Annotated in this window: 17 protein-coding genes and 1 other RNA gene; 9 read left to right on the forward strand and 9 right to left on the reverse strand. The window is 75.4% G+C overall.

The features are described from left to right. Window positions 1-142: 142 nt before the first annotated feature. Complete coding sequence (locus NXY84_RS13400) at window positions 143-1,156, reverse strand: LacI family DNA-binding transcriptional regulator (protein ID WP_396126400.1); 1,014 nt, start codon at window positions 1,154-1,156, stop codon at window positions 143-145. A gap of 253 nt (window positions 1,157-1,409) precedes the next feature. Here NXY84_RS13400 and NXY84_RS13405 point away from each other — a divergent pair, with 253 nt between their 5' ends. After that, window positions 1,410-2,672, forward strand: coding sequence for an AI-2E family transporter (locus NXY84_RS13405; protein WP_258723585.1), 1,263 nt, complete (start codon window positions 1,410-1,412; stop codon window positions 2,670-2,672). Here NXY84_RS13405 and NXY84_RS13410 read toward each other — a convergent pair. Together NXY84_RS13410 and glnA are read right to left on the reverse strand one after the other, a co-directional pair. Further along, the gene (locus tag NXY84_RS13410) at window positions 2,663-5,713 is read right to left on the reverse strand and encodes a bifunctional [glutamine synthetase] adenylyltransferase/[glutamine synthetase]-adenylyl-L-tyrosine phosphorylase (protein ID WP_258723586.1); all 3,051 of its coding nucleotides are present in this window, start codon (window positions 5,711-5,713) and stop codon (window positions 2,663-2,665) included. The genes NXY84_RS13405 and NXY84_RS13410 overlap by 10 nt on opposite strands. Before the next feature lie 88 nt (window positions 5,714-5,801). Further along, on the reverse strand, window positions 5,802-7,139 hold the full coding sequence (glnA, locus tag NXY84_RS13415; protein ID WP_258723587.1) for a type I glutamate--ammonia ligase: 1,338 nt from the start codon (window positions 7,137-7,139) through the stop codon (window positions 5,802-5,804). Window positions 7,140-7,268: 129 nt separating this feature from the next. Here glnA and NXY84_RS13420 point away from each other — a divergent pair, with 129 nt between their 5' ends. The 3 genes from NXY84_RS13420 (at window position 7,269) to NXY84_RS13430 (ending at window position 10,899) form a co-directional block, all read left to right on the forward strand. Further along, window positions 7,269-8,927 (forward strand): NAD+ synthase, encoded by a 1,659-nt coding sequence (locus NXY84_RS13420; protein ID WP_258723588.1) that lies wholly within the window; start codon window positions 7,269-7,271, stop codon window positions 8,925-8,927. 80 nt (window positions 8,928-9,007) lie between these two features. Further along, complete coding sequence (panB, locus tag NXY84_RS13425; protein WP_258723589.1) at window positions 9,008-9,820, forward strand: 3-methyl-2-oxobutanoate hydroxymethyltransferase; 813 nt, start codon at window positions 9,008-9,010, stop codon at window positions 9,818-9,820. Between the two features lie 119 nt (window positions 9,821-9,939). Further along, the gene (locus NXY84_RS13430) at window positions 9,940-10,899 is read left to right on the forward strand and encodes an endonuclease/exonuclease/phosphatase family protein (protein ID WP_258723590.1); all 960 of its coding nucleotides are present in this window, start codon (window positions 9,940-9,942) and stop codon (window positions 10,897-10,899) included. A gap of 74 nt (window positions 10,900-10,973) precedes the next feature. Here the strand turns inward: NXY84_RS13430 and NXY84_RS13435 are convergent, their stop codons facing one another. Next, window positions 10,974-11,156 carry an SPOR domain-containing protein gene (locus NXY84_RS13435; protein ID WP_258723591.1) on the reverse strand — a complete coding sequence of 61 codons (183 nt, stop codon included), beginning with the start codon at window positions 11,154-11,156 and terminating at the stop codon, window positions 10,974-10,976. Window positions 11,157-11,243: 87 nt separating this feature from the next. Between NXY84_RS13435 and map the strand changes: the two genes are divergently transcribed. The 4 genes from map to NXY84_RS13455 all read left to right on the forward strand — a co-directional run bounded on the left by map (window position 11,244) and on the right by NXY84_RS13455 (window position 14,258). Next, window positions 11,244-12,116 carry a type I methionyl aminopeptidase gene (gene map, locus NXY84_RS13440; protein WP_258723592.1) on the forward strand — a complete coding sequence of 291 codons (873 nt, stop codon included), beginning with the start codon at window positions 11,244-11,246 and terminating at the stop codon, window positions 12,114-12,116. Next, the gene (gene ppgK / locus NXY84_RS13445; RefSeq protein WP_258723593.1) at window positions 12,113-12,922 is read left to right on the forward strand and encodes a polyphosphate--glucose phosphotransferase; all 810 of its coding nucleotides are present in this window, start codon (window positions 12,113-12,115) and stop codon (window positions 12,920-12,922) included. The genes map and ppgK overlap by 4 nt, the downstream gene beginning before the upstream one ends. 47 nt (window positions 12,923-12,969) lie before the next feature. Next, on the forward strand, window positions 12,970-13,728 hold the full coding sequence (locus NXY84_RS13450) for an MBL fold metallo-hydrolase (protein WP_258723594.1): 759 nt from the start codon (window positions 12,970-12,972) through the stop codon (window positions 13,726-13,728). 119 nt (window positions 13,729-13,847) lie between these two features. Further along, window positions 13,848-14,258: a VOC family protein gene (locus tag NXY84_RS13455; RefSeq protein ID WP_258723595.1), complete on the forward strand. Its 411-nt coding sequence runs from the start codon at window positions 13,848-13,850 to the stop codon at window positions 14,256-14,258. Window positions 14,259-14,269: 11 nt separating this feature from the next. Here NXY84_RS13455 and rnpB read toward each other — a convergent pair. Together rnpB and NXY84_RS13465 are read right to left on the reverse strand one after the other, a co-directional pair. Continuing rightward, window positions 14,270-14,654: RNase P RNA component class A (gene rnpB, locus NXY84_RS13460), an RNA gene on the reverse strand. A gap of 60 nt (window positions 14,655-14,714) precedes the next feature. Continuing rightward, entirely contained in the window at window positions 14,715-15,098 is a 384-nt protein-coding gene (locus NXY84_RS13465) for a tautomerase family protein (protein ID WP_258723596.1), read from the reverse strand. Window positions 15,099-15,166: 68 nt separating this feature from the next. Here NXY84_RS13465 and NXY84_RS13470 point away from each other — a divergent pair, with 68 nt between their 5' ends. Next, window positions 15,167-15,949, forward strand: coding sequence for a YaaA family protein (locus tag NXY84_RS13470; RefSeq protein WP_258723597.1), 783 nt, complete (start codon window positions 15,167-15,169; stop codon window positions 15,947-15,949). Window positions 15,950-16,104: 155 nt separating this feature from the next. Here the strand turns inward: NXY84_RS13470 and NXY84_RS13475 are convergent, their stop codons facing one another. Genes NXY84_RS13475 through NXY84_RS13485 form a run of 3 tightly spaced genes read right to left on the reverse strand, consistent with a single transcriptional unit; the run spans window position 16,105 to window position 19,279 of the window. Next, complete coding sequence (locus NXY84_RS13475) at window positions 16,105-17,328, reverse strand: bifunctional RNase H/acid phosphatase (RefSeq protein ID WP_258723598.1); 1,224 nt, start codon at window positions 17,326-17,328, stop codon at window positions 16,105-16,107. Beyond that, the gene (locus tag NXY84_RS13480; RefSeq protein ID WP_258723599.1) at window positions 17,328-18,068 is read right to left on the reverse strand and encodes a zinc ribbon domain-containing protein; all 741 of its coding nucleotides are present in this window, start codon (window positions 18,066-18,068) and stop codon (window positions 17,328-17,330) included. The genes NXY84_RS13475 and NXY84_RS13480 overlap by 1 nt, the downstream gene beginning before the upstream one ends. Then, the gene (locus NXY84_RS13485; protein WP_258723600.1) at window positions 18,065-19,279 is read right to left on the reverse strand and encodes a Nif3-like dinuclear metal center hexameric protein; all 1,215 of its coding nucleotides are present in this window, start codon (window positions 19,277-19,279) and stop codon (window positions 18,065-18,067) included. The genes NXY84_RS13480 and NXY84_RS13485 overlap by 4 nt, the downstream gene beginning before the upstream one ends. Window position 19,280 lies beyond the last annotated feature (1 nt).

Raw genomic sequence — 19,280 nt, forward strand, 5'->3', positions numbered from 1 at the left:
GCAGCTGCCAGGGGCGCCCCTCGGCCGTTGTCCGGCAGGTCCGACCGGCGCTCGCGAGCGGTCCGGACAGGGATGACCCAGGCGCGGGACGTGCGCGGTCGTCCCGGTGCGGGACGGCCGCCCGGCGGACGGGCGCGGGACGTCAGGCGTCGCGCGTGGGCGCCGGCGCGCAGGACTGCCGCTCGACGAGCTCGGTCGGCAGCGACACGTGCGTCTGGGCGGGCGAGCGGCCCTCGACGAGGTCGATGAGCATGCGGACCGCCTGGTAGCCCATATCCTGGATGGGCTGGGCGACCGTGGTGAGCTGCGGGACGGCGAGCGCCGACTCGGGCACGTTGTCGAAGCCGATCACCGAGAGGTCCTCGGGCACGCGCAGCCCGAGCCCCTGCGCCACCTGCATCGTGCGGATCGCCGAGAGGTCGTTGGCCGCGAAGATCGCGGTGGGCGGGTCGTCGAGCGCGAGGAGCTCGCGCGCCGGCTGCTCGGCGGACTCCGGCCGGTAGCCGCCGACGCGGATCAGGTCGGGGTCGACCTCGACCCCCGCGGCCTCGAGCGCGTTGCGGTAGCCCTCCTCACGGAGGCGGGCCGACTCGAGGTCGAGGCGACCGCCGAGGAAGCCGATCCGTCGGTGGCCGAGGCCGAGCAGGTGCTCGGTCGCGAGCATCGCGCCCTTGAGGTTGTCCGAGTCGACGGTCGGCATGCCGGAGCGGCCGGTGTGCGGGTCGACCGCGACGACCGGCGTTCCGTAGCGCGCGTCCACGACCGTGGGGGTCACGAGGACCGCACCGTCGATCAGCGTCCCCGAGAGGCGCGAGAGGTACCGGCGCTCCCAGCCGACGAGCTCCTCGGCCGCGCCGCTCGCGGAGTAGGCGACGATCTCGTAGCCGCTCCCCCGGATCGCGTGCGCGGCGCCCTTGAGGAGCTCGGTGCTGAACGGCTCGAAGTCGGCGACGAGGATGCCGATGACGTTCTTCTGGTGGCTGCGCAGGCTGCGCGCGACGAGGCTCGACTCGTAGCCGAGCTCGGCGATCACCGCCTGGACCCGGCTCGCGGTCTCGGCCGAGACGCCGTAGCGCTCGTTGATCACCTTCGAGACGGTCGCCACCGAGACGCCGGCCTGCCGGGCGACGTCACTGATGGTGAGCCTGCGCTGGATCTCCACGGCGGACACTCTAGCGTGTGTAAAACGTTATCGAAAACGATTGCCGTGCTCGGCGCCCCTCAGACCGCCTCCGGTGCGGCGTCGACGGCCGGCCGGCGGTGTCCCGCGGTGCTCACCGGGTGCGCGGCCCGTGCGCGCCGCCGCCGCATGCACGGGTGGACGGGACCGGCGTCCACTAGGTTCTCCCCAGAACCGTCCGCACCGGCCCCGAGCGGCCCCGGCGCACCCCCAGCCGTTGGAGCCCTGCATGACCGAGCCGTCCCGCACCGTCCCCCGCACCGCCGCCGCGGACCGTCGCCCACCCGCGTGGCTCCCCCGCGCGCTCGTCATGGCCGTCGTCGCGGTCTTCCTCGGCGTGCTGACCTGGCGCGCGCTGGGCCAGCTCGGCACGGTGCTGACCATCGTCGTCATCTCGTGGTTCATCTCGCTCGCGATGGAGCCCGCCGTCAAGTGGCTCGTGCAGCACGGCATGAAGCGTGGGCTCGCGACGGGCCTCGTCATGATCGGGTCGATCGTCGCCGTCGTCGTCGTGCTGGCCCTGTTCGGCGGGCTGTTCGTCGCGCAGCTCGTCGACCTCGTCCAGGACGTCCCCCGCCTGTACGCGGACCTCACGGCGATGCTCGACGAGAGCTTCGGGATCGTGCTCCCGGGCACCGACGAGGTGCTCGAGCGGCTCGCGAACGACTGGGGGGACGACCTCGCGTTCGGCATCCTGGGCGTGGGCGGCTCGATCGTCGGGTTCTTCTTCGTCGCGTCCGCGGTGCTCCTCGTCGTGTACTACATGGTCTCGGCCGGGCCGCGGTTCCGCGCCGCGATCTGCCGGCTGCTCGCGCCGCGCCGCCAGCGCGAGGTGCTGAACATCTGGGAGGTCTCGCAGGCCAAGGTCGCGGACTTCATCAACTCGCGCCTCATCCTCGCGGCGCTCTCGACCGCGTTCACGTTCGCGTTCCTCACGATCGTGCACGTGCCCTACGCGCTGCCGCTCGCAGCGTTCACCGGTGTCGTGTCGCAGTTCGTGCCGACGATCGGCACCTACCTCGGTGGCATCCTGCCGATCGCCGTCGCGTTCTCGGTCAGCCCGCTCACGGCCGTCGGGGTGCTCGTCTTCATCCTCGCCTACCAGCAGCTCGAGAACCTGGTCTTCGCCCCCAAGGTGTCGGCGCGGTCCCTCGAGCTCAACCCGGCGATGTCGTTCCTCGCGGTCCTCGCGTTCGGCGCGGTGTTCGGGGCGCTCGGGGCGTTCCTCGCGCTGCCGGTCGCCGCGACGATCCAGGCGGTCTCCGGGACGTACGTGCGCCGCCACGAGCTCGTCGACTCCGAGCTCCTGCGCGCCGAGCCGGGCCAGACGCTCGAGCCCAAGGACCCCGAGGCCACGCGCTCCCCGGACACCGGCGGGAACGACGACGACGCGCAGCACGGCACCGCGCGCAACGGCTCCGCGACCGGGACCCCGGCGGCCGCGTCGGCCGACCGCGCGGGCACGGACCCGGCCGCGGGCGCTCAGGCGTAGAAGACCCGCTCGACGACCGCGCGCGCCCGGCGCGCGGTGCGCAGGTAGACCTCCTCGAGCTCGCCCCCCGAGCCCGACGGGTAGCCCAGCACGCGCGCGAGCCCGGCGAGCGCCTGGCGGTCGTGCGGCAGCACGTCGGCGTGCGCTCCCCCGGTGCGCCCGCTCCACAGCACGAGCGCGTCGCGCAGGCGGGAGGCCAGCTCCCACGCGTCGGTCAGCTCCCGGCAGTCGTCGGGGTCGAGCAGGCCCGCGCCGGCCGCGGCGTCGAGCGCCTCGAGCGTCGCGGTCGTGCGCAGCCCCGGGACGCGGTGGGCGTGCTGGAGCTGGAGCAGCTGGGCCGTCCACTCGACGTCGGAGGTGCCCCCGCGCCCGAGCTTGAGGTGGCGCGCCGGGTCGACCCCGCGCGGCAGGCGCTCGGCCTCCACGCGCGCCTTGACCCGCCGCACCTCGCGGACCGTGGCGGCCTCGAGCCCACCCTCCGGGTAGCGCAGCGGCGCGACGAGCTCGACGAACCGGTGCCCGAGCTCCTCGTCCCCCGCGACCGGGCGCGCCCGCAGCAGCGCCTGGCTCTCCCACGGCGAGGACCAGCGGCCGTAGTACTCCGCGTAGGCGTCGAACGACCGGGTCAGCGGGCCGTTGCGGCCCTCGGGGCGCAGGTCGGCGTCGACCTCGAGCGCCGGCTCCGGACCGACCTCGCCGAGCATCTGCCGGATGCGGGTCGCGACCGTGAGGGCGTACTGCTGCGCGCCCGTGGGATCGGTGCCCGGTACGGGGTCGTGCACGAACAGCACGTCGGCGTCCGAGGAGTACCCCATCTCGCGGCCACCGAGCCGGCCCATCGCGACCACGAGGAGCCGCGTCGGGTCCTCGTCGAGGCCGTGCTCCCGGCGCGCCTCGGCCCGCGCGACGCGCAGCGCCCCCGCGAGCACGACGTCCGCGGCCGTCGTGAGGCTCTGCGACGCGCGCGTGCTGATGACCACGCCGAGCACGTCGGCCGCCGCGGTGCGCGCGAGCTCGCGCCGGCGCAGGGCCCGCAGCGCGGTCGCCGCGGGCGCGGGCTCGTGCGCGCGGGTGAGCACCGCGTCCGCCTCGGCGGTCATCCGCTCGTAAGTGCGGGGCTCGAGCTCGGCGTCGCCCGCGAGCCACGTGACCGACTCCGGCGAGCGCGAGAGCGCGTCGGCGACGTACCGGGAGGTCGACAGCACCCGCGCGAGGCGCTGCGCCGCCGTCCCGGAGTCCCGCAGCAGCTTGAGGTACCAGTGCGTCGTCCCGAGCTCGTCGGACAGCCGGCGGAACGCGAGCAGCCCGGCGTCCGGGTCGGCGCCGTCGGCGAACCACCCGATCATCACGGGGAGCAGCTGACGCTGGATCGCGGCGCGGCGCGAGATCCCTTCCGTCAGCGCGGCGATGTGCCGCAGCGCGCCGGCGGGGTCCTTGTAGCCGATCGCGGCGAGCCGGGCGCGCGCCGCCTCGGGGGCGAGGCGGGCCTCCTCGGTCGAGAGCTGGGCGGTCGCCGGCAGGAGCGGGCGGTAGAACAGCTCCTCGTGCAGGCGCCGGACCTCGCGCCGCACCGTGCGCCACCGCTCGTCGAGCCCCGCGGCGCCCTCGGCACGCATCCCGACCGAGCGGGCGAGCCGGCGCAGGTCCGCCTCGGCAGCCGGCATGAGGTGCGTCCGCTGCAGCCGGTGCAGCTGGATGCGGTGCTCGAGCGCGCGCAGCAGCCGGTAGCAGACCGCGAGCTGCGCGGCGTGCTCGCGGCCGACGTACCCGCCGGCGGCGAGCGCGGCCAGCGCCGTGAGCGTGTTGGGGCTGCGGATCGTCTCGTCCGCGCGCCCGTGCACGAGCTGGAGGAGCTGGACCGTGAACTCCACGTCGCGCAGCCCGCCGACGCCGAGCTTGAGCTGCCGGTCGGCCTCGGCGGCGGGCACGTGGTGCTCGACCCGGCGTCGCATCGCCTGGGAGTCCTCGACGAAGTTCTCCCGCTGCACCGCCGACCACACGAGCGGGTTGACGAGCTCGACGTACTCGCGGCCCAGCGCGACGTCGCCGGCGAGCGGGCGCGCCTTGAGCAGCGCCTGGAACTCCCACGTCTTGGCCCAGCGCTCGTAGTACGCGCGGTGGCTCGCGACCGTGCGGACCAGCGGCCCGTTCTTGCCCTCGGGGCGCAGCGCCGCGTCGACGGGCCACAGCGCCGGCTCGGCGGACGCCGTCGAGCAGGCGCGCGCCAGGCCGGTCGCGAGCCGCGCGCCGACCGCGAGCGCCTCGTCCTCGCCGACGCCGTCGACCGGCTCCGCGACGTAGATGACGTCGACGTCGCTCACGTAGTTGAGCTCGCGGCCACCGGCCTTGCCCATCCCGATGACCGCGAGGCGCACCCCGAGCCCGTGGTCGTCGAGGTCGGAACGCGCGATCGCCAGCGACGCCTCGAGCGCGGCCGCCGCGAGGTCCGCGAGCGCCGCGGCGACCCCGGGGAGCCGGCTGAGCGGGTCGGTCGCCGTCAGGTCGGTCGCCGCGATCCGCAGGAGCCGGGCACGGTACGCGCGGCGCATCGCGTCGACGCCGGGCGAGCCGACGACGGCGGCCACCGGCACGTCCGCGGCCGGGTCGGCCCCGACGGCCTCGAGCAGCTCGGCGCGCACGTCGCCCGCGCTCACGCCCGTCCCCGGGGTGTCGTCGACGAGGAGCGCGAGGTTGCCGGGGTGCGCCGCCAGGGTGTCCCCGAGGGCCACCGAGGAGCCGACGACGGCGAGCAGCCGGTCCCGGCCCTCGCTCGGCGACCCGAGCAGCCCGCGGAGCACGCCCGCGTGCGCGGGATCGGCCGACGAGACGCACGCGCCCGCGATCTTGGCGAGCGCGAGCAGCGCGTGGTCGGGGTCGGCGACCTCGGACAGCGGCCCCAGCAGCGCCTCGGGCTCGTCGACGACGACCGCGAGGGCGGCGTCGGCGAGCAGCCGCTCCGCGCGCGCGGCGTCGGCGAACCCGGACCGGGTCAGCCGGCCGGCCAGGGTGCTGCCGCGCCCGCCGGCGCCTGGGGTGCTCACGCCGTCACGCTACCCAGGGCGCGCACGTGGCGGCGCCCCGGGCCGCGGGCCGGGACGCGCGGCGGCACGGGGCGGAGCGCGAAAGGGCTCAGAGGACCGGCAGGAACCGCTGCAGCTCGTACGGCGTGACCTGCGAGCGGTACTCCTCCCACTCGCGGCGCTTGTTGCGCAGCACGTAGTCGAAGACGTGCTCGCCGAGCGTCTCGGCGACGAGCTCCGACTTCTCCATGACGGCGATCGCGGCGTCGAGCGACGTCGGCAGCGGCTCGATGCCGAGCGCACGGCGCTCCGCGTCGGTGAGCTCCCACACGTCGTCCTCGGCGCCCTCGGGGAGCTCGTAGCCCTCCTCGATGCCCTTGAGGCCGGCCGCGAGCATGACGGCGAACGCGAGGTACGGGTTCGTCGCCGCGTCGACCGCGCGGTACTCGATGCGGCTCGAGTTGCCCTTGCCGGGCTTGTACATCGGCACGCGCACGAGCGCCGAGCGGTTGTTGTGGCCCCAGCAGATGAAGCTCGGGGCCTCGGAGCCGCCCCACAGGCGCTTGTAGGAGTTGACGAACTGGTTCGTGACCGCGGTGATCTCGGCGGCGTGCGTCAGCAGCCCCGCGATGAAGCTCCGGGCGACCTTCGAGAGCTCGAGGTGCGCGCCGGGCTCGTGGAACGCGTTGCGGTCGCCCTCGAACAGCGACAGGTGCGTGTGCATCCCGGACCCGGGCTGGTCGGCGAGCGGCTTCGGCATGAACGACGCGAAGACGCCCTGCTCGAGGGCGACCTCCTTGACGACCGTGCGGAACGTCATGATGTTGTCGGCCGTCGTGAGCGCGTCCGCGTAGCGCAGGTCGATCTCGTTCTGGCCCGGGCCGGCCTCGTGGTGGGAGAACTCGACCGAGATCCCCATCGACTCGAGCATCGTGATGGCCGCGCGCCGGAAGTCGTGCGCCGTGCCGCGCGGGACGTGGTCGAAGTAGCCGCCGGAGTCGACGGGGACGAGCGGGACCAGCGGGTCCGCCGGCGCCTCGAACAGGTAGAACTCGACCTCGGGGTGCGTGTAGAAGGTGAACCCCTGCGCGCTGCCCTTCGCGAGCGCGCGCTTGAGGACGTTGCGCGAGTCCGCGAGCGAGGGCTCGCCGTCGGGCGTGAGGATGTCGCAGAACATGCGCGCGGTCCCGTGCCGCTCGCCCCGCCACGGGAGCACCTGGAACGTGCTCGGGTCCGGCTTGGCGATCATGTCGGCCTCGTACACGCGCGTGAGCCCCTGGATCGAGCTCCCGTCGAAGCCGATGCCCTCCGCGAAGGCGGCCTCGAGCTCGGCCGGCGCGATCGCGACCGACTTGAGGATCCCGAGCACGTCGGTGAACCAGAGCCGGATGAAGCGGATGTCCCGTTCCTCGACCGTGCGGAGCACGAACTCCTGCTGCCTGTCCATGCGGTACATCCTGCCTGATGGACGGGGCGTTCCGGCGCCGGACCGCGCCGGGCGCACCCGATCGACGCGGTCCGTCGGCGGGAGGTCGCCCGCGGCGTGCACCGCCGCGGCACCCTCTAGGCTCGGCGCATGGCCCACCTGCGCATCGCCCTGGCCCAGATCGACACCTGCGTCGGGGACCTCGACGCGAACAGCGGTGCGGTGCTCGACCGGGCCCGCCAGGCGGCGGACGCGGGTGCCGACCTCGTGGTCTTCCCCGAGATGACGATCACCGGGTACCCGATCGAGGACCTCGCGCTGCGGGCGTCCTTCCGCCGCGGCGCCGAGGCCGCGCTGCACCGGGTCGCCCGCGAGCTCGACGCCGCGGGTCTCGGCCACCTCGCGGTGCTGGTCGGGTCCGTCGGCGAGAAGACGACGCGCGAGCACGACGGCGCCCCGGCGCGCCCGACGAACCAGGCGGTGCTCCTGCAGCACGGCGCCGTGCAGACGCGCTACGACAAGCACCACCTGCCGAACTACGGCGTGTTCGACGAGTTCCGGATCTTCGCGCCCGGCGACGGCGTGTGCGTGCTCGACGTGCGCGGGCGGCGCGTGGGCGTCGTGATCTGCGAGGACATCTGGCAGGACGGCGGCCCGGTCTCGCAGATGGACGAGAACGAGGTCTCCCTGCTCGTCGTGCTCAACGGCTCGCCGTTCGAGGAGGGCAAGGGGCACGTGCGCACCGAGCTCGCCGCGCGCCGGGCCCGCGAGGTCCAGGCCCCGGTCGCGTACTGCAACATGGTCGGCGGCCAGGACGACCTCGTGTTCGACGGCGGCTCGTTCGTCGTCGGCGCCGACGGCCGGCTGCTCGCGCGGGCGCCGCAGTTCCACGAGCACCTGCTGGTCTGGGACCTCGTCGAGGACGACGAGGAGCCCGCGACGGGCGAGATCGCCCCGCCCCTGCACCCCGACCAGGAGATCTACCAGGCGCTCGTCGCCGGGCTCGTGGGGTACGTCCGCAAGAACGGCTTCCGGTCGGTCGTGCTCGGGCTCTCGGGGGGCATCGACTCCGCGCTCGTCGCCGCCCTGAGCGCGGACGCGGTGGGCGGCGCGAACGTCGTCGGCGTCTCGATGCCCTCGCGGCACTCGTCGGAGCACTCGAAGGACGACGCGGCCGACCTCGCGAAGCGCATCGGGGCCGACTACCGCGTGCAGCCGATCGGCCCGATGGTCGACGCGTTCGAGGGCGAGATGCACCTCGAGGGCGTCGCCGCGGAGAACCTCCAGGCGCGGGTGCGCGGCGTGATCCTCATGGGACTGTCGAACGCCGAGGGGCACCTCGTGCTCGCGACGGGCAACAAGTCCGAGCTGGCGGTCGGCTACTCGACCATCTACGGCGACGCCGTCGGCGGCTACGCGCCGCTCAAGGACGTCGACAAGTCGCGCGTGTGGGCGCTCGCGCGGTGGCGCAACGACGCCGCGATCGACGCCGGCGTGATCCCGCCGATCCCGGAGAGCTCGATCACCAAGCCGCCCTCGGCCGAGCTGCGTCCGGGTCAGGTCGACCAGGACTCGCTGCCGCCGTACGACCTGCTCGACGAGGTCCTCGACGCGTACGTCGAGCACGCCGAGGGCCGCGCCGAGCTGCTCGCGCGCGGGTTCGACCCGGAGGTCGTCGACAAGGTGCTGCAGCTCGTCGACCGGGCGGAGTGGAAGCGGCGGCAGTACCCGCTCGGGCCCAAGGTCACGGCGCTCGCGTTCGGCCGCGACCGACGCCTGCCGATCACGACGCGCTGGCGCGAGCCCTGACGGGCACCCCTCACCCCGACCCACCCGGGGCGCACACCGGCGTGCGCCCCGCCCACCCCGGACGACCAGGAGCAGCGGCGATGAGCGAGACCCCCAAGCGCGTGCGCGTGCACCACCTGCGCGAGGCGAAGGAGCGCGGCCAGAAGATCACGATGCTCACCGCCTACGACGCCCCGACGGCGCGCATCTTCGACGAGGCCGGCATCGACCTGCTGCTCGTGGGCGACTCGATCGGCAACACGATGCTCGGCCACGAGACGACCATCCCGGTCACGGTCGACGAGCTGGTCCCCGCGGTGCGCGCGGTCACGCGCTCGGTGCGCCGCTCGCTCGTCGTGGCCGACCTGCCGTTCGGCTCCTACGAGGCGGGCGCGCAGCAGGCGCTCGAGACGGGCGTGCGGTTCTTCAAGGAGGCGGGCGCGCACGCGGTCAAGCTCGAGGGCGGCAAGCGGTGCGCCGCGCAGGTCCGTGCGCTGACCGACGCGGGCATCCCCGTCGTCGGGCACCTCGGCTTCACCCCGCAGTCCGAGAACATGCTCGGCGGCAAGCGGGTCCAGGGCCGCGGCGACGCCGCTGCCGCGACGCTGAGCGAGGACGCGCTCGCCCTCCAGGAGGCCGGCGCCGTCGCGGTCGTCCTCGAGATGGTGCCCACGCACGTCGCCGCGCGCGTGACCGAGATCCTGGAGATCCCGACGATCGGCATCGGCGCCGGCCCCGAGTGCGACGGCCAGGTCCTCGTGTGGCTCGACATGGCGGGCATGGGCGACTGGTCGCCCCGGTTCGCGAAGCAGTACGCGCAGGTCGGCCGGCTCCTCGGGGAGGCGGCCCGCGCCTACGCCGACGACGTGCGCTCGGGCGGGTTCCCCGACGCGGCGCACTCGTTCGAGAGCTGAGCGCGACGACGCCCCGGCCGGCACCCGAGGAGCCGGCTCGGCGCCCCGGCCCGCGACCGCCCAGACGGCTCGCCGTCTGGGCGCTGCCCCTCACGCTCCTGGGCGTCGTCGTCGTCCTCGTGGCGCCCGGGGCGTTCGACGCGGCCGGACGGGTCGTCGGCGCGCACCTCGTGGCGTTCCGCATGCCCGTCGCGCTCGGCATGCTCGTGCTGGGCGTCGCGGTGCTGCTCGTCCCGCGGGCCCGGCGCTCGCGTGTCGGGGTGGTCTCGGCCGGGGTGCTCCTGGCCGGGGCTGCGGCGCACGTCGGGGTGCTCGGCGCCCGCGGATGGGACGGCGACGTCACGGCGGCGCGCGAGGACGGGGACGTGGTGGTGCTGGCGTTCAACACCCTCGGCGTCGTCACGTCCGCGGACCTCGCGCCTCTCGTGCTCGAGCACGGCGCGGACGTGGTCGTGCTCCCGGAGACCGTGCCGGCCACGGCGAGGGCCACCGCGGCGCTGCTCGAGGACGCCGGCCGTCCGGTGTGGGTCTTCGGGCGGAGCACGGGGGGCGGCGCCCCGGTCGCCTCGACGGCCTTGCTCGTGGCGACCGATCTCGGCCGGTACCAGGTCACGTCCGAGCTGCCCACGGTGCTGGCCGGGTTCCGCGCCGACCCGGTCGCGGGTGACGCCACCTCGGCCCGCGGGGCGCGCGCCGCGGCGGTCGGGCGCTCGCCGCTGCTCGTCGCCGCGCACCCGACAGCGCCGTTCTCGCTCGCTGCGATGGACGACTGGCGCCGGGAGACGAGCCTCGTCGCGCAGACCTGCGACGGGACGTCGGGCGTCGTCGTCGCGGGCGACCTCAACGCGACCCTCGACCACCCCGGGCTGCGTGACCTCGGCTCGTGCGTCGACGCGGCGGAGTCCGCCGGGGCCGCCGCGCTGGGCACGTGGCCGGCCGGGATGCCCAGCTGGCTGTCGACGCCGATCGACCACGTGCTGGTCGACCCGGAGGTGTGGGAGGTCGTCGGCTTCGACGTGCTCCCTGCCGTCGGGGGGAGCGACCACCGCCCGGTCGTGGCGCACCTTCGGCCGCGCTGACGCGGGCGCGAGCACCGGGTCCCGGCATCCGCCGACCCGGGCGCACCGGGACCGGGCCGGCGACGAGCCCTGCGTCAGCGCCGGCGCTCGTCCTCCTCGTCCCACGCGCGCGTCCGGGCCTTCGCCTGGTCGAGCGCGTGCTCGGCGGCCTCGCGCGTCGGGTACGGGCCCATCCGGCCGGTCCAGTCCGAGACCTTGCCCTCCTCGACCTGGCCGGTCTCGGTGTTGTAGTAGAACTCGCGGTCCGTCCCGGTCATGGTTCCTCCGCCGGTTTCGGGGCACCCGGAAGTGCCTTCCTGCTGCTCAGCCGCCGTTCCGCGGCACCTCTCCGTAGACTGCCACTCATGTCGACCCTGCACGCGTCGAGACCGGCGCTGGTCCCCGGGACCGTGAGCCCGCGCCGCGACGTGCCCTCCTCGATCGCGCGGCCCGAGTACGTGGGCCGCCCCGGACCCGCGCCGTACACGGGGAGCGACGTCGTCGACCCCGAGACGGTCGAGCGCATCCGCGTCGCCGCGCGGATCGCCGCGCAGGCGCTCGAGGAGGTCGGGCGGCATGTCGCGCCCGGCGTGACGACCGACGAGCTCGACCGCGTCGGCCACGAGTTCCTGCTCGACCACCACGCCTACCCGTCAACGCTCGGCTACCGCGGCTTCCCCAAGTCGCTGTGCACCTCGGTCAACGAGGTCGTCTGCCACGGGATCCCCGACTCGACGGTGCTCGTCGAGGGCGACCTCGTGAACGTCGACATCACGGCCTACGTCGGCCGGGTGCACGGCGACAACAACGCGACGTTCGGCGTCGGGGAGCTCGACGAGGAGTCCGCGCTGCTCGTCGAGCGGACCCGGGAGGCGCTCGCACGGGCCGTCAAGGCGGTCGTGCCGGGGCGCGAGATCAACGTCATCGGGCGGGTCATCGAGAAGTACGCGCAGCGCTTCGGGTACGGCGTGGTGCGCGACTACACCGGCCACGGGGTCGGCGAGGCGTTCCACACCGGGCTCGTCGTGCCGCACTACGACGCCGCGCCGGCGTACGCGACCGTCATCGAGCCCGGGATGGTGTTCACGATCGAGCCGATGCTCAACCTCGGGACACCCGACTGGGTCCTGTGGGACGACGGCTGGACCGTCGTGACCGCGGACGGCCGCCGCAGTGCCCAGTTCGAGCACACCCTGCTCGTCACCGAGACCGGGACGGAGATCCTGACGCTGCCATGAGCAAGCACCACGAGAAGGACCACGAGAAGACGCACGGCAAGGGCGCCCACGGCGAGGCCGGCACGGCGTTCGGCATCGACATCGGCGGGAGCGGCATCAAGGGCGCGCCCGTCGACCTGAGCACCGGGGAGTTCAGCGCCGACCGCGTCCGGATCCCCACCCCGCAGCCCGCGACCCCGGACGCCGTCGCGCGCACCGTCGCCGAGGTCGTCGACGCCTTCCAGCTCCCGCCCGAGCTGCCCGTCGGGGTGACGTTCCCGGCGGTGATCCTGCACGGGGTCGCGCAGTCCGCCGCCAACGTCGACAAGTCGTGGATCGGCACGAACGTGGAGGAGGTCGTCGCGCAGGCGACCGGCCGCCGTGTCGTCGCGGTCAACGACGCCGACGCCGCCGGCTACGCCGAGACCGTCTACGGCGCCGCGCACGGCCAGAAGGGCGTCGTGCTCGTCGTGACGCTCGGCACGGGCATCGGCTCGGCGCTGATCGTCGACGGTCACCTCGTGCCGAACACCGAGCTCGGGCACCTCGAGATCGACGGGCACGACGCCGAGACCCGGGCCGCGGACAGCGCCCGCGAGCGCGAGGACCTGGACTACGCGCAGTGGTCGGCGCGGCTGCAGCGCTACTTCCGCGTCGTCGAGGACCTGTTCTGGCCCGACCTCATCGTCGTCGGCGGCGGCGTCAGCAAGCACCACGCGAAGTTCCTGCCGCTGCTCGACCTGCGCACGCGCATCGTGCCCGCCGAGCTGCGCAACGCCGCAGGCATCGTGGGCGCGGCGGCCCTCGCGGCGCAGGCCCGGCACTGACGACGCCGGTGCCTCCCCCGGCGCGGCTCACCCGGGTCGCGCCGGGGGTGCACACGGCGACGGCGGAGATCTGGACGACGCTCAGCACGGTCGTCGACGGACCCGACGGCACCTGCCTCGTCGTCGACCCCGCGATCACGCCCGCCGAGGTCGACGCGCTCGCGGACGCGCTCGACGCGACGGGACGGCGGGTCGTCGCCGGCGTCTCGACCCACCCGCACTGGGACCACGTGCTGTGGTCGCCGCGCTGGCCCGGCGTGCCGCGGTGGGCGACGCGGACCGCGGTCGACGCGCTGCGACGCACGCGGGCGTCGGACCTCGCGAAGGCCGACGAGGCGGCGCCGGGCCACGACCCCGACCTGTTCGGTGCCCTGACGGCGCTCGAGGCGGACGCCGTGACGGTCCCGTGGGACGGCGCGGCGGTCCGGGTGCTCCCCCACCGCGCGCACTGCCCGGGCCACGCGGCGCTCGTGCTGCCCGAGGCCGGCGTGCTGCTCGCGGGCGACATGCTGTCCGACCTCGAGATCCCGCTCCTCGACGTCGACGCCGAGGACCCCGTCGGCGACTACGCCGCGGCCCTGGACGTGATGGAGGAGGCCGCCGAGGCCGACGGCGTCCGGGTGCTCGTCCCGGGCCACGGTCACGTCGGTGACCGCGCCGAGCTCGCGCGCCGGCTCGCCGCCGACCGGGCGTACCTCGACGCGCTCGTCCACGGGCGCACGCCCGACGACGCCCGGCTCGCGACGCCGTGGCTCGCGCAGGAGCACGCGCGGCACGTCGAGCGGCTGCGTCGCCAGTGCAGCTGAGGCGGCGCTGGCCGCGGGGCCGGGCGTCGTCCGCGGGCCGTCGCTCCCGACCGGCCGAGCGTGCGTCGACGCCCGACGGTCGTGTCGCCCCGCGCGCCCGTCCGGTCTAGCGTCGGCCCATGGGACTCGTCGTCGACACCCTGTCGGTGGACTGCGCGGCGCCGCGCAGGCTCGCGGAGTGGTGGGCTCAGGTGCTGGGGTGGCAGGTGCTCGAGGACGAGGACCCGGACGACGACGAGGTCGCGATCGGCGACCCGTCGGGGTCACCGCTGACGCTGCTCTTCCTGCAGGTCCCCGAGGCGAAGACGATCAAGAACCGCCTGCACCTCGACCTGCGCCCGCCGGACGGCTCCGACCAGCAGACCGAGCTCGGTCGCCTGCTCGGGCTCGGCGCCCGGCGGGTCGACGTCGGGCAGGAGGCGAGCGTGAGCTGGCTCGTGCTCGCCGACCCCGAGGGCAACGAGTTCTGCCTCCTGCAGTCCACACCGGCCGAGCTCGCCGCGGAGGCGGCCGCGCGGCGCGACGGCTGACGCGCCCGGAGCGGATGAGCTGGCCGGTACGCCGGGTTCTGTGCCCGCGCGCGGTTGCCCCCGCGCGGGTGACGGCCATCCATCTACGACGTACGTTGCCGCACGCCTCCAGCGGCCTACCCGGGAGCTCGGGCGGGCAGCCCTCGAACGCTCCCTGTCTGGCCTTGCTCCGGGTGGGGTTTACCTAGCCGCACCGGTCACCCGGCACGCTGGTGGTCTCTTACACCACCCTTTCACCCTTACCCCGCCTGCCCCGGAGGGCGGGCGTGGCGGTCTTCTCTCTGTGGCACTGTCCCGCGGGTCGCCCCGGGTGGGTGTTACCCACCACCCTGCCCTGTGGAGCCCGGACGTTCCTCGGCGAGCCCGGGGGCTCGACGCGGCCGTCTGGCCAGCTCATCCGGGACCAGCCTAGTGCGCCGCGGCGCCCGGGGGCGCGATGCGCCGGGACGACCGGGGTCAGACGTCGACGCGGTACCCGAGCGTGAGCTCGTCGCCCGCGACCCCGCGGATGCCCCAGCTCGCGGGCGGGCTCTCCAGGACGACGACCTCGAGGTCGTCGGCGTCGAGCCCGAGCGCGGGCGCCACGTCGTCGAAGAACGCGGCGATCAGCGCGCGTCGGGCGGCGGGGCTGCGCCCGGTGAAGCACACGATCTCGACGACCAGGTAGGCGGGCGAGCGCGGTGCGACGAGGTCCTCGGCGTCGAGCAGCAGGAACCGGTGGAAGCGCTTGTCCTCGGGCAGCTGCCATGCGCCGACGAGCGCGGCGTGCACCGCGTCGGACACCTCGCGCCGCCGGGGCGCCCAGACGTCGCGGCGTCCGTAGATCTTGACCTGAGCCATGAGCCACCTCCGGGTCGCGGCCGCGCAGCGCGTCGTCGCTCGCGGTGCGGGCAGCCTAGAGTCTTCGGGTGCTCGTGCTCCTGCCGCCCTCGGAGGGCAAGACCGCGCCGGCGCGCGGCCCGGCCCTCGACCTCGACGCCCTCTCCTCCCCCGAGCTCGGGCCGGTGCGCCGGAAGGTGCTCGACGCGCTCGTCGAGGTGAGTGCGCGACCCGACGCGACGGCCGTCCTCGGCGCGGGGGCGTCGCTCGCGGGCGAGGTGGCGCGCAACGTGAGGCTGCGCGAGGCGCCGACGGCACGTGCGTCCCGCGTGTACACGGGCGTCCTGTACGCCGCGGCCGGTCTCGACGACCTCCCGCGCCGGGCGCGCGAGCGCTCGACCCGGACCGTGCGGACCGTCTCCGCGCTCTGGGGGCTCGTCTCCCCGGCCGACCGCATCCCGGCGTACCGGCTCTCGATGGGCACGGACCTGCCCGGCGTCGGTCCGCTCGCCCCCGCCTGGCGCGACCCGCTCGCCGCCGAGCTCGACACCGCCGCCCGAGAGCGGCTCGTCGTGGACTGCCGCTCGGCGGCGTACCTGGCGGCGTGGCGCCCGCCCGCGGACGCGGACTGGGTGCAGGTACGCGTCCTGCGCGAGCTCGACGGCCTGCGGTCCGTCGTCTCCCACAACGCCAAGCACACGCGCGGCGTGCTCACGCGCCACCTGCTCGTGCGGCCCGGACGCGAGCCCCGCGACGCCGAGCAGCTCGCGGCGGCGGCCGCGGAGCTCCTGGCCGACGGCACGCTGCTCGACGTGGAGCTCGGCGCGCGTCCCCGCGCCGGCGCCCGCGTGCTCTCGCTGGTCGTGCGCTGACGCACGCCGGGCGGCCGTGCGCCGACGCACGCCGGGCGGCCGTGCGCCGACGCACGCCGGGTGCGCCGACGCACGCCGGGCGGCCGTGCACTGACGCAGGCCGGGTGGTCGTGCGCTGACGCAGGCCGGAGGCCGGACCCCGGGGCGCGGCGACGTCAGCGCGCGGGCGCCCAGCCCTCGCTCGGTGCGCCGGCGACGGCGACCTCGGTCCGCCCGTCCTCGAACAGGCGCACGATGCTCACGGACGCGGGCGCGACGCGGAGCTGGCTCCACGCCGACGGCTGCGCGCGCATCGCGAGCCCGAGCGCCGCGCGGATCGCGACCGCGTGGCTGACGACGACGACGGTCCGGTCGACCCCGCCCGCGAGCAGCGCGTCGAGCCCGCCCTGGATGCGGCGGCCGACGTCCTCGATCGACTCCCCGTCCGGCGGCCGGACGTCGGCGCGCGTGTGCCAGGGCACGAGCATGCCGGGCCAGCGTTCCTCGATCTGCTCCGCGGTGAGCCCCTGCCAGGCGCCGAAGTCGGCCTCCCGGAACGCCGGCTCGGTGCGCACGGGCAGTCCGAGCCGGCGTGCGACGACCGCCGCGGTCTCCTGCGTGCGCACCATCGGCGAGGCGAGCAGCTCGCTCGGGTACGGGATGTCGCCCCACAGGTCACGGCCGACCCGCCGAACGAGCTCCGCCGCCGCCGCGGCCTGGTCGCGCCCGTGCTCGTTGAGCGACGGCCCCGGCTCGGAGGAGCCCGAGTAGCCCCGGGAGACGGTCATGGTCGTCTCGCCGTGGCGCACGAGCACGACCGTGACGGGCTGGTCGTCGTCGAAGCGGACGGCCGCGCCGGACGGGCGCGGGCGCCGCGCGGGGACGCCGTCACCGACGGGCGCCGGTGCGGCCGGCAGCCCCGGGGAGGGCGCGTCGGGGGTCGGCCCGGGGTCCCGCGAGACGGGGCCGCGCGTGTCCATCGCCTCGTTCGCCAGCGCGTCGGCCGCGGAGTTCTCGGCGCGGGGCACCCACGTGTACGTCACCTGCGCGCGCGGGAGCACCTCGGCCGCGCGCCGGGCGAGGCGGCGCATGTCCTCGTGCTTGAGCTGCCAGCGCCCCGACATCTGCTCGACGACGAGCCGCGAGTCCATCCGCACCTCGACGAGCGCGGCGGGGTCGATCTGCGCGGCCGCCTCGAGCCCGGCGACGAGCCCCGAGTACTCGGCGACGTTGTTCGTCGTGACGCCGAGGTGGTCGGCGCGCTCGGCGAGCACCTGCCCGGTGGACGCGTCACGGACGAGGGCGCCGTACCCGGCGGGCCCCGGGTTGCCGCGCGACCCCCCGTCCGCCTCGACGACGAGCCGGCGGGGCGAGCCCGCGGCGCCGCCCGTCGACGTCATCAGAAGGCGTCCTCACCGCGCACGAGGATGCGCCCGGAGTCCTCGCAGTACACGATCTCCTCGGGCGGGAGCGCCTTGATGCGCGCGAGCTCGGTCCCGGGCACCTGGAGCCCGCTGCCCTCGGACCGGCCGCGCCGCAGCGCCGCGACCGCCACGCCGCCGAGCCGGCCGCGCAGCCGCTCGTAGAGCGCCAGGAGCTTCTCGTCGAGCGGCGACGCGAGCTCGGCACGCTGCACGGCGACCTTCTCGGCCTCGGCGTCGAGCTCGGCGAACGCGGCGTCGCGCTCAGCGACGAGCTCGGCCTTCTGCGCGACGACCTCGGCGTGCGCGGACGTCAGCCCGGCGAGGGCCGACTCGTGCGCCTCGAGCCGCTCCATGACCTCGAGCTCGACCTCCTCGAGCTCGTCCTGCCGGCGCGCGAGCGACGCGAGCTCGCTCTGCAGCGCCTGGAGGTCCTTCGGGCTCCCGGACCCGGAGTCGAGCCGCGCCTGGTCGCGCGCCGCACGGGTGCGGACCTGCTCGACGTCGGTCTCGGCCTTGGTGACCTCGCGGCGCAGGTCGCTCGCGGCGGTGCGGGAGGCGACGAGCGCGGTGTCGAGGTCGGCGAGGCGGCTGTCGACCTCGGCGAGCCGGGCCAGGACCGGGTGGGTGCGCTTGCGGTGCGCGATCTGGTCGAGCCGCGTGTCGAGCTGCTGCAGGTCGAGGAGCCTGCGCTGGTCCTCGGGGGGTGCGGTGGTCACGGGGCGGTTCCTTCCGACGACGGGGGGCGGTCCGGGCTCGGGACCCGGCCGGACCACGGATCGGTGCGCAGCGTGCTGACCCTGGTCTCCACCGTAGCGCCGGCGGCGAGGGCGTCCGCGCGCAGGTCGGCGGCGGCGCGCTCGAGCCACGGCCACTCGGAGGCGAAGTGCGCGACGTCGACGAGGTACGGGGTCGCGGGCGTGCCCGGCGCGGCCTCGAACTCGGCGCGCTCCCGCAGCTCCGACGCGGGGTGGTGACGCAGGTCGGCGGTGAGGTAGGCGTCGACGCCGGCCGCGCGCACGGCGTCGAACAGCGAGTCGCCCGACCCTCCGAGGACCGCGACGCGCTCGACCGTGCCGTCCGGGTCGCCCGCGAAGCGCACGCCCTGCGCGGTCGCCGGCAGCGCCTGCGCGACGAGCTCCGCGAGGCCCCGCAGCGTCGTCGGCCCGGGCAGGCGCCCGACGCGACCGAGCCCCGTCGCGCCGTCCTCGCGCGCGAGCTCGAGCACGTCGAACGCGACCTCCTCGTACGGGTGCGCCGCGCGCATCGCCGCGGTCACGGCACGGCGCAGACGGCGGGGCGCGACCATCTCGACGCGCGCCTCGACGACGGTCGTGACCTCGCCCCGGCGGCCGACCGCGGGGTCGGCCCGCTCGGACGGGGTGAACGTGCCCTCCCCCGTGGTCCGCCACGCGCAGCGGCTGTACTCCCCGATCGCGCCGGCCCCCGCGGCCGCGAGCGCGTCGACGAGCCGCTCGGCGTTCGCGACGGGGACGAACACGACGTGCTTGTCGAGCGCCTCGACGGGCTGGGCGACGAGCGGCACCTGGTCGACGAGCCCGACGGCGTCGGCGAGCGCCTCGGCGACCCCGCCGTGCGCGGCGTCGGCGTTGGTGTGCGCGACGTGCAGCGCGATGCCCGACCGCACGAGCCGGTGGACCAGCGCGCCCTTGAACGTCGTCGCGGCGACCGAGGTCACCGGGCGCAGCAGCAGCGGGTGGTGCACGAGCACGAGGTCGGCGCCCCAGGCGACGGCCTCGTCGACGACCGCGGCGACCGGGTCGACGGCGAGCAGCACCTTGCGCACCGGTTGGCGCGGGTCGCCCGTCACGAGCCCGACGGCGTCCCACGACTCGGCGGTCCCGGGCGGGTAGCGGCGCTCCAGGAGCCGCACGACCTCGGCGAGGGGCAGGGCGTCGTCGCGGGTCACG

Origin of the sequence: Cellulomonas sp. NS3, assembly GCF_024757985.1 — a bacterium.
Classification (GTDB): Bacteria; Actinomycetota; Actinomycetes; order Actinomycetales; family Cellulomonadaceae; genus Cellulomonas_A.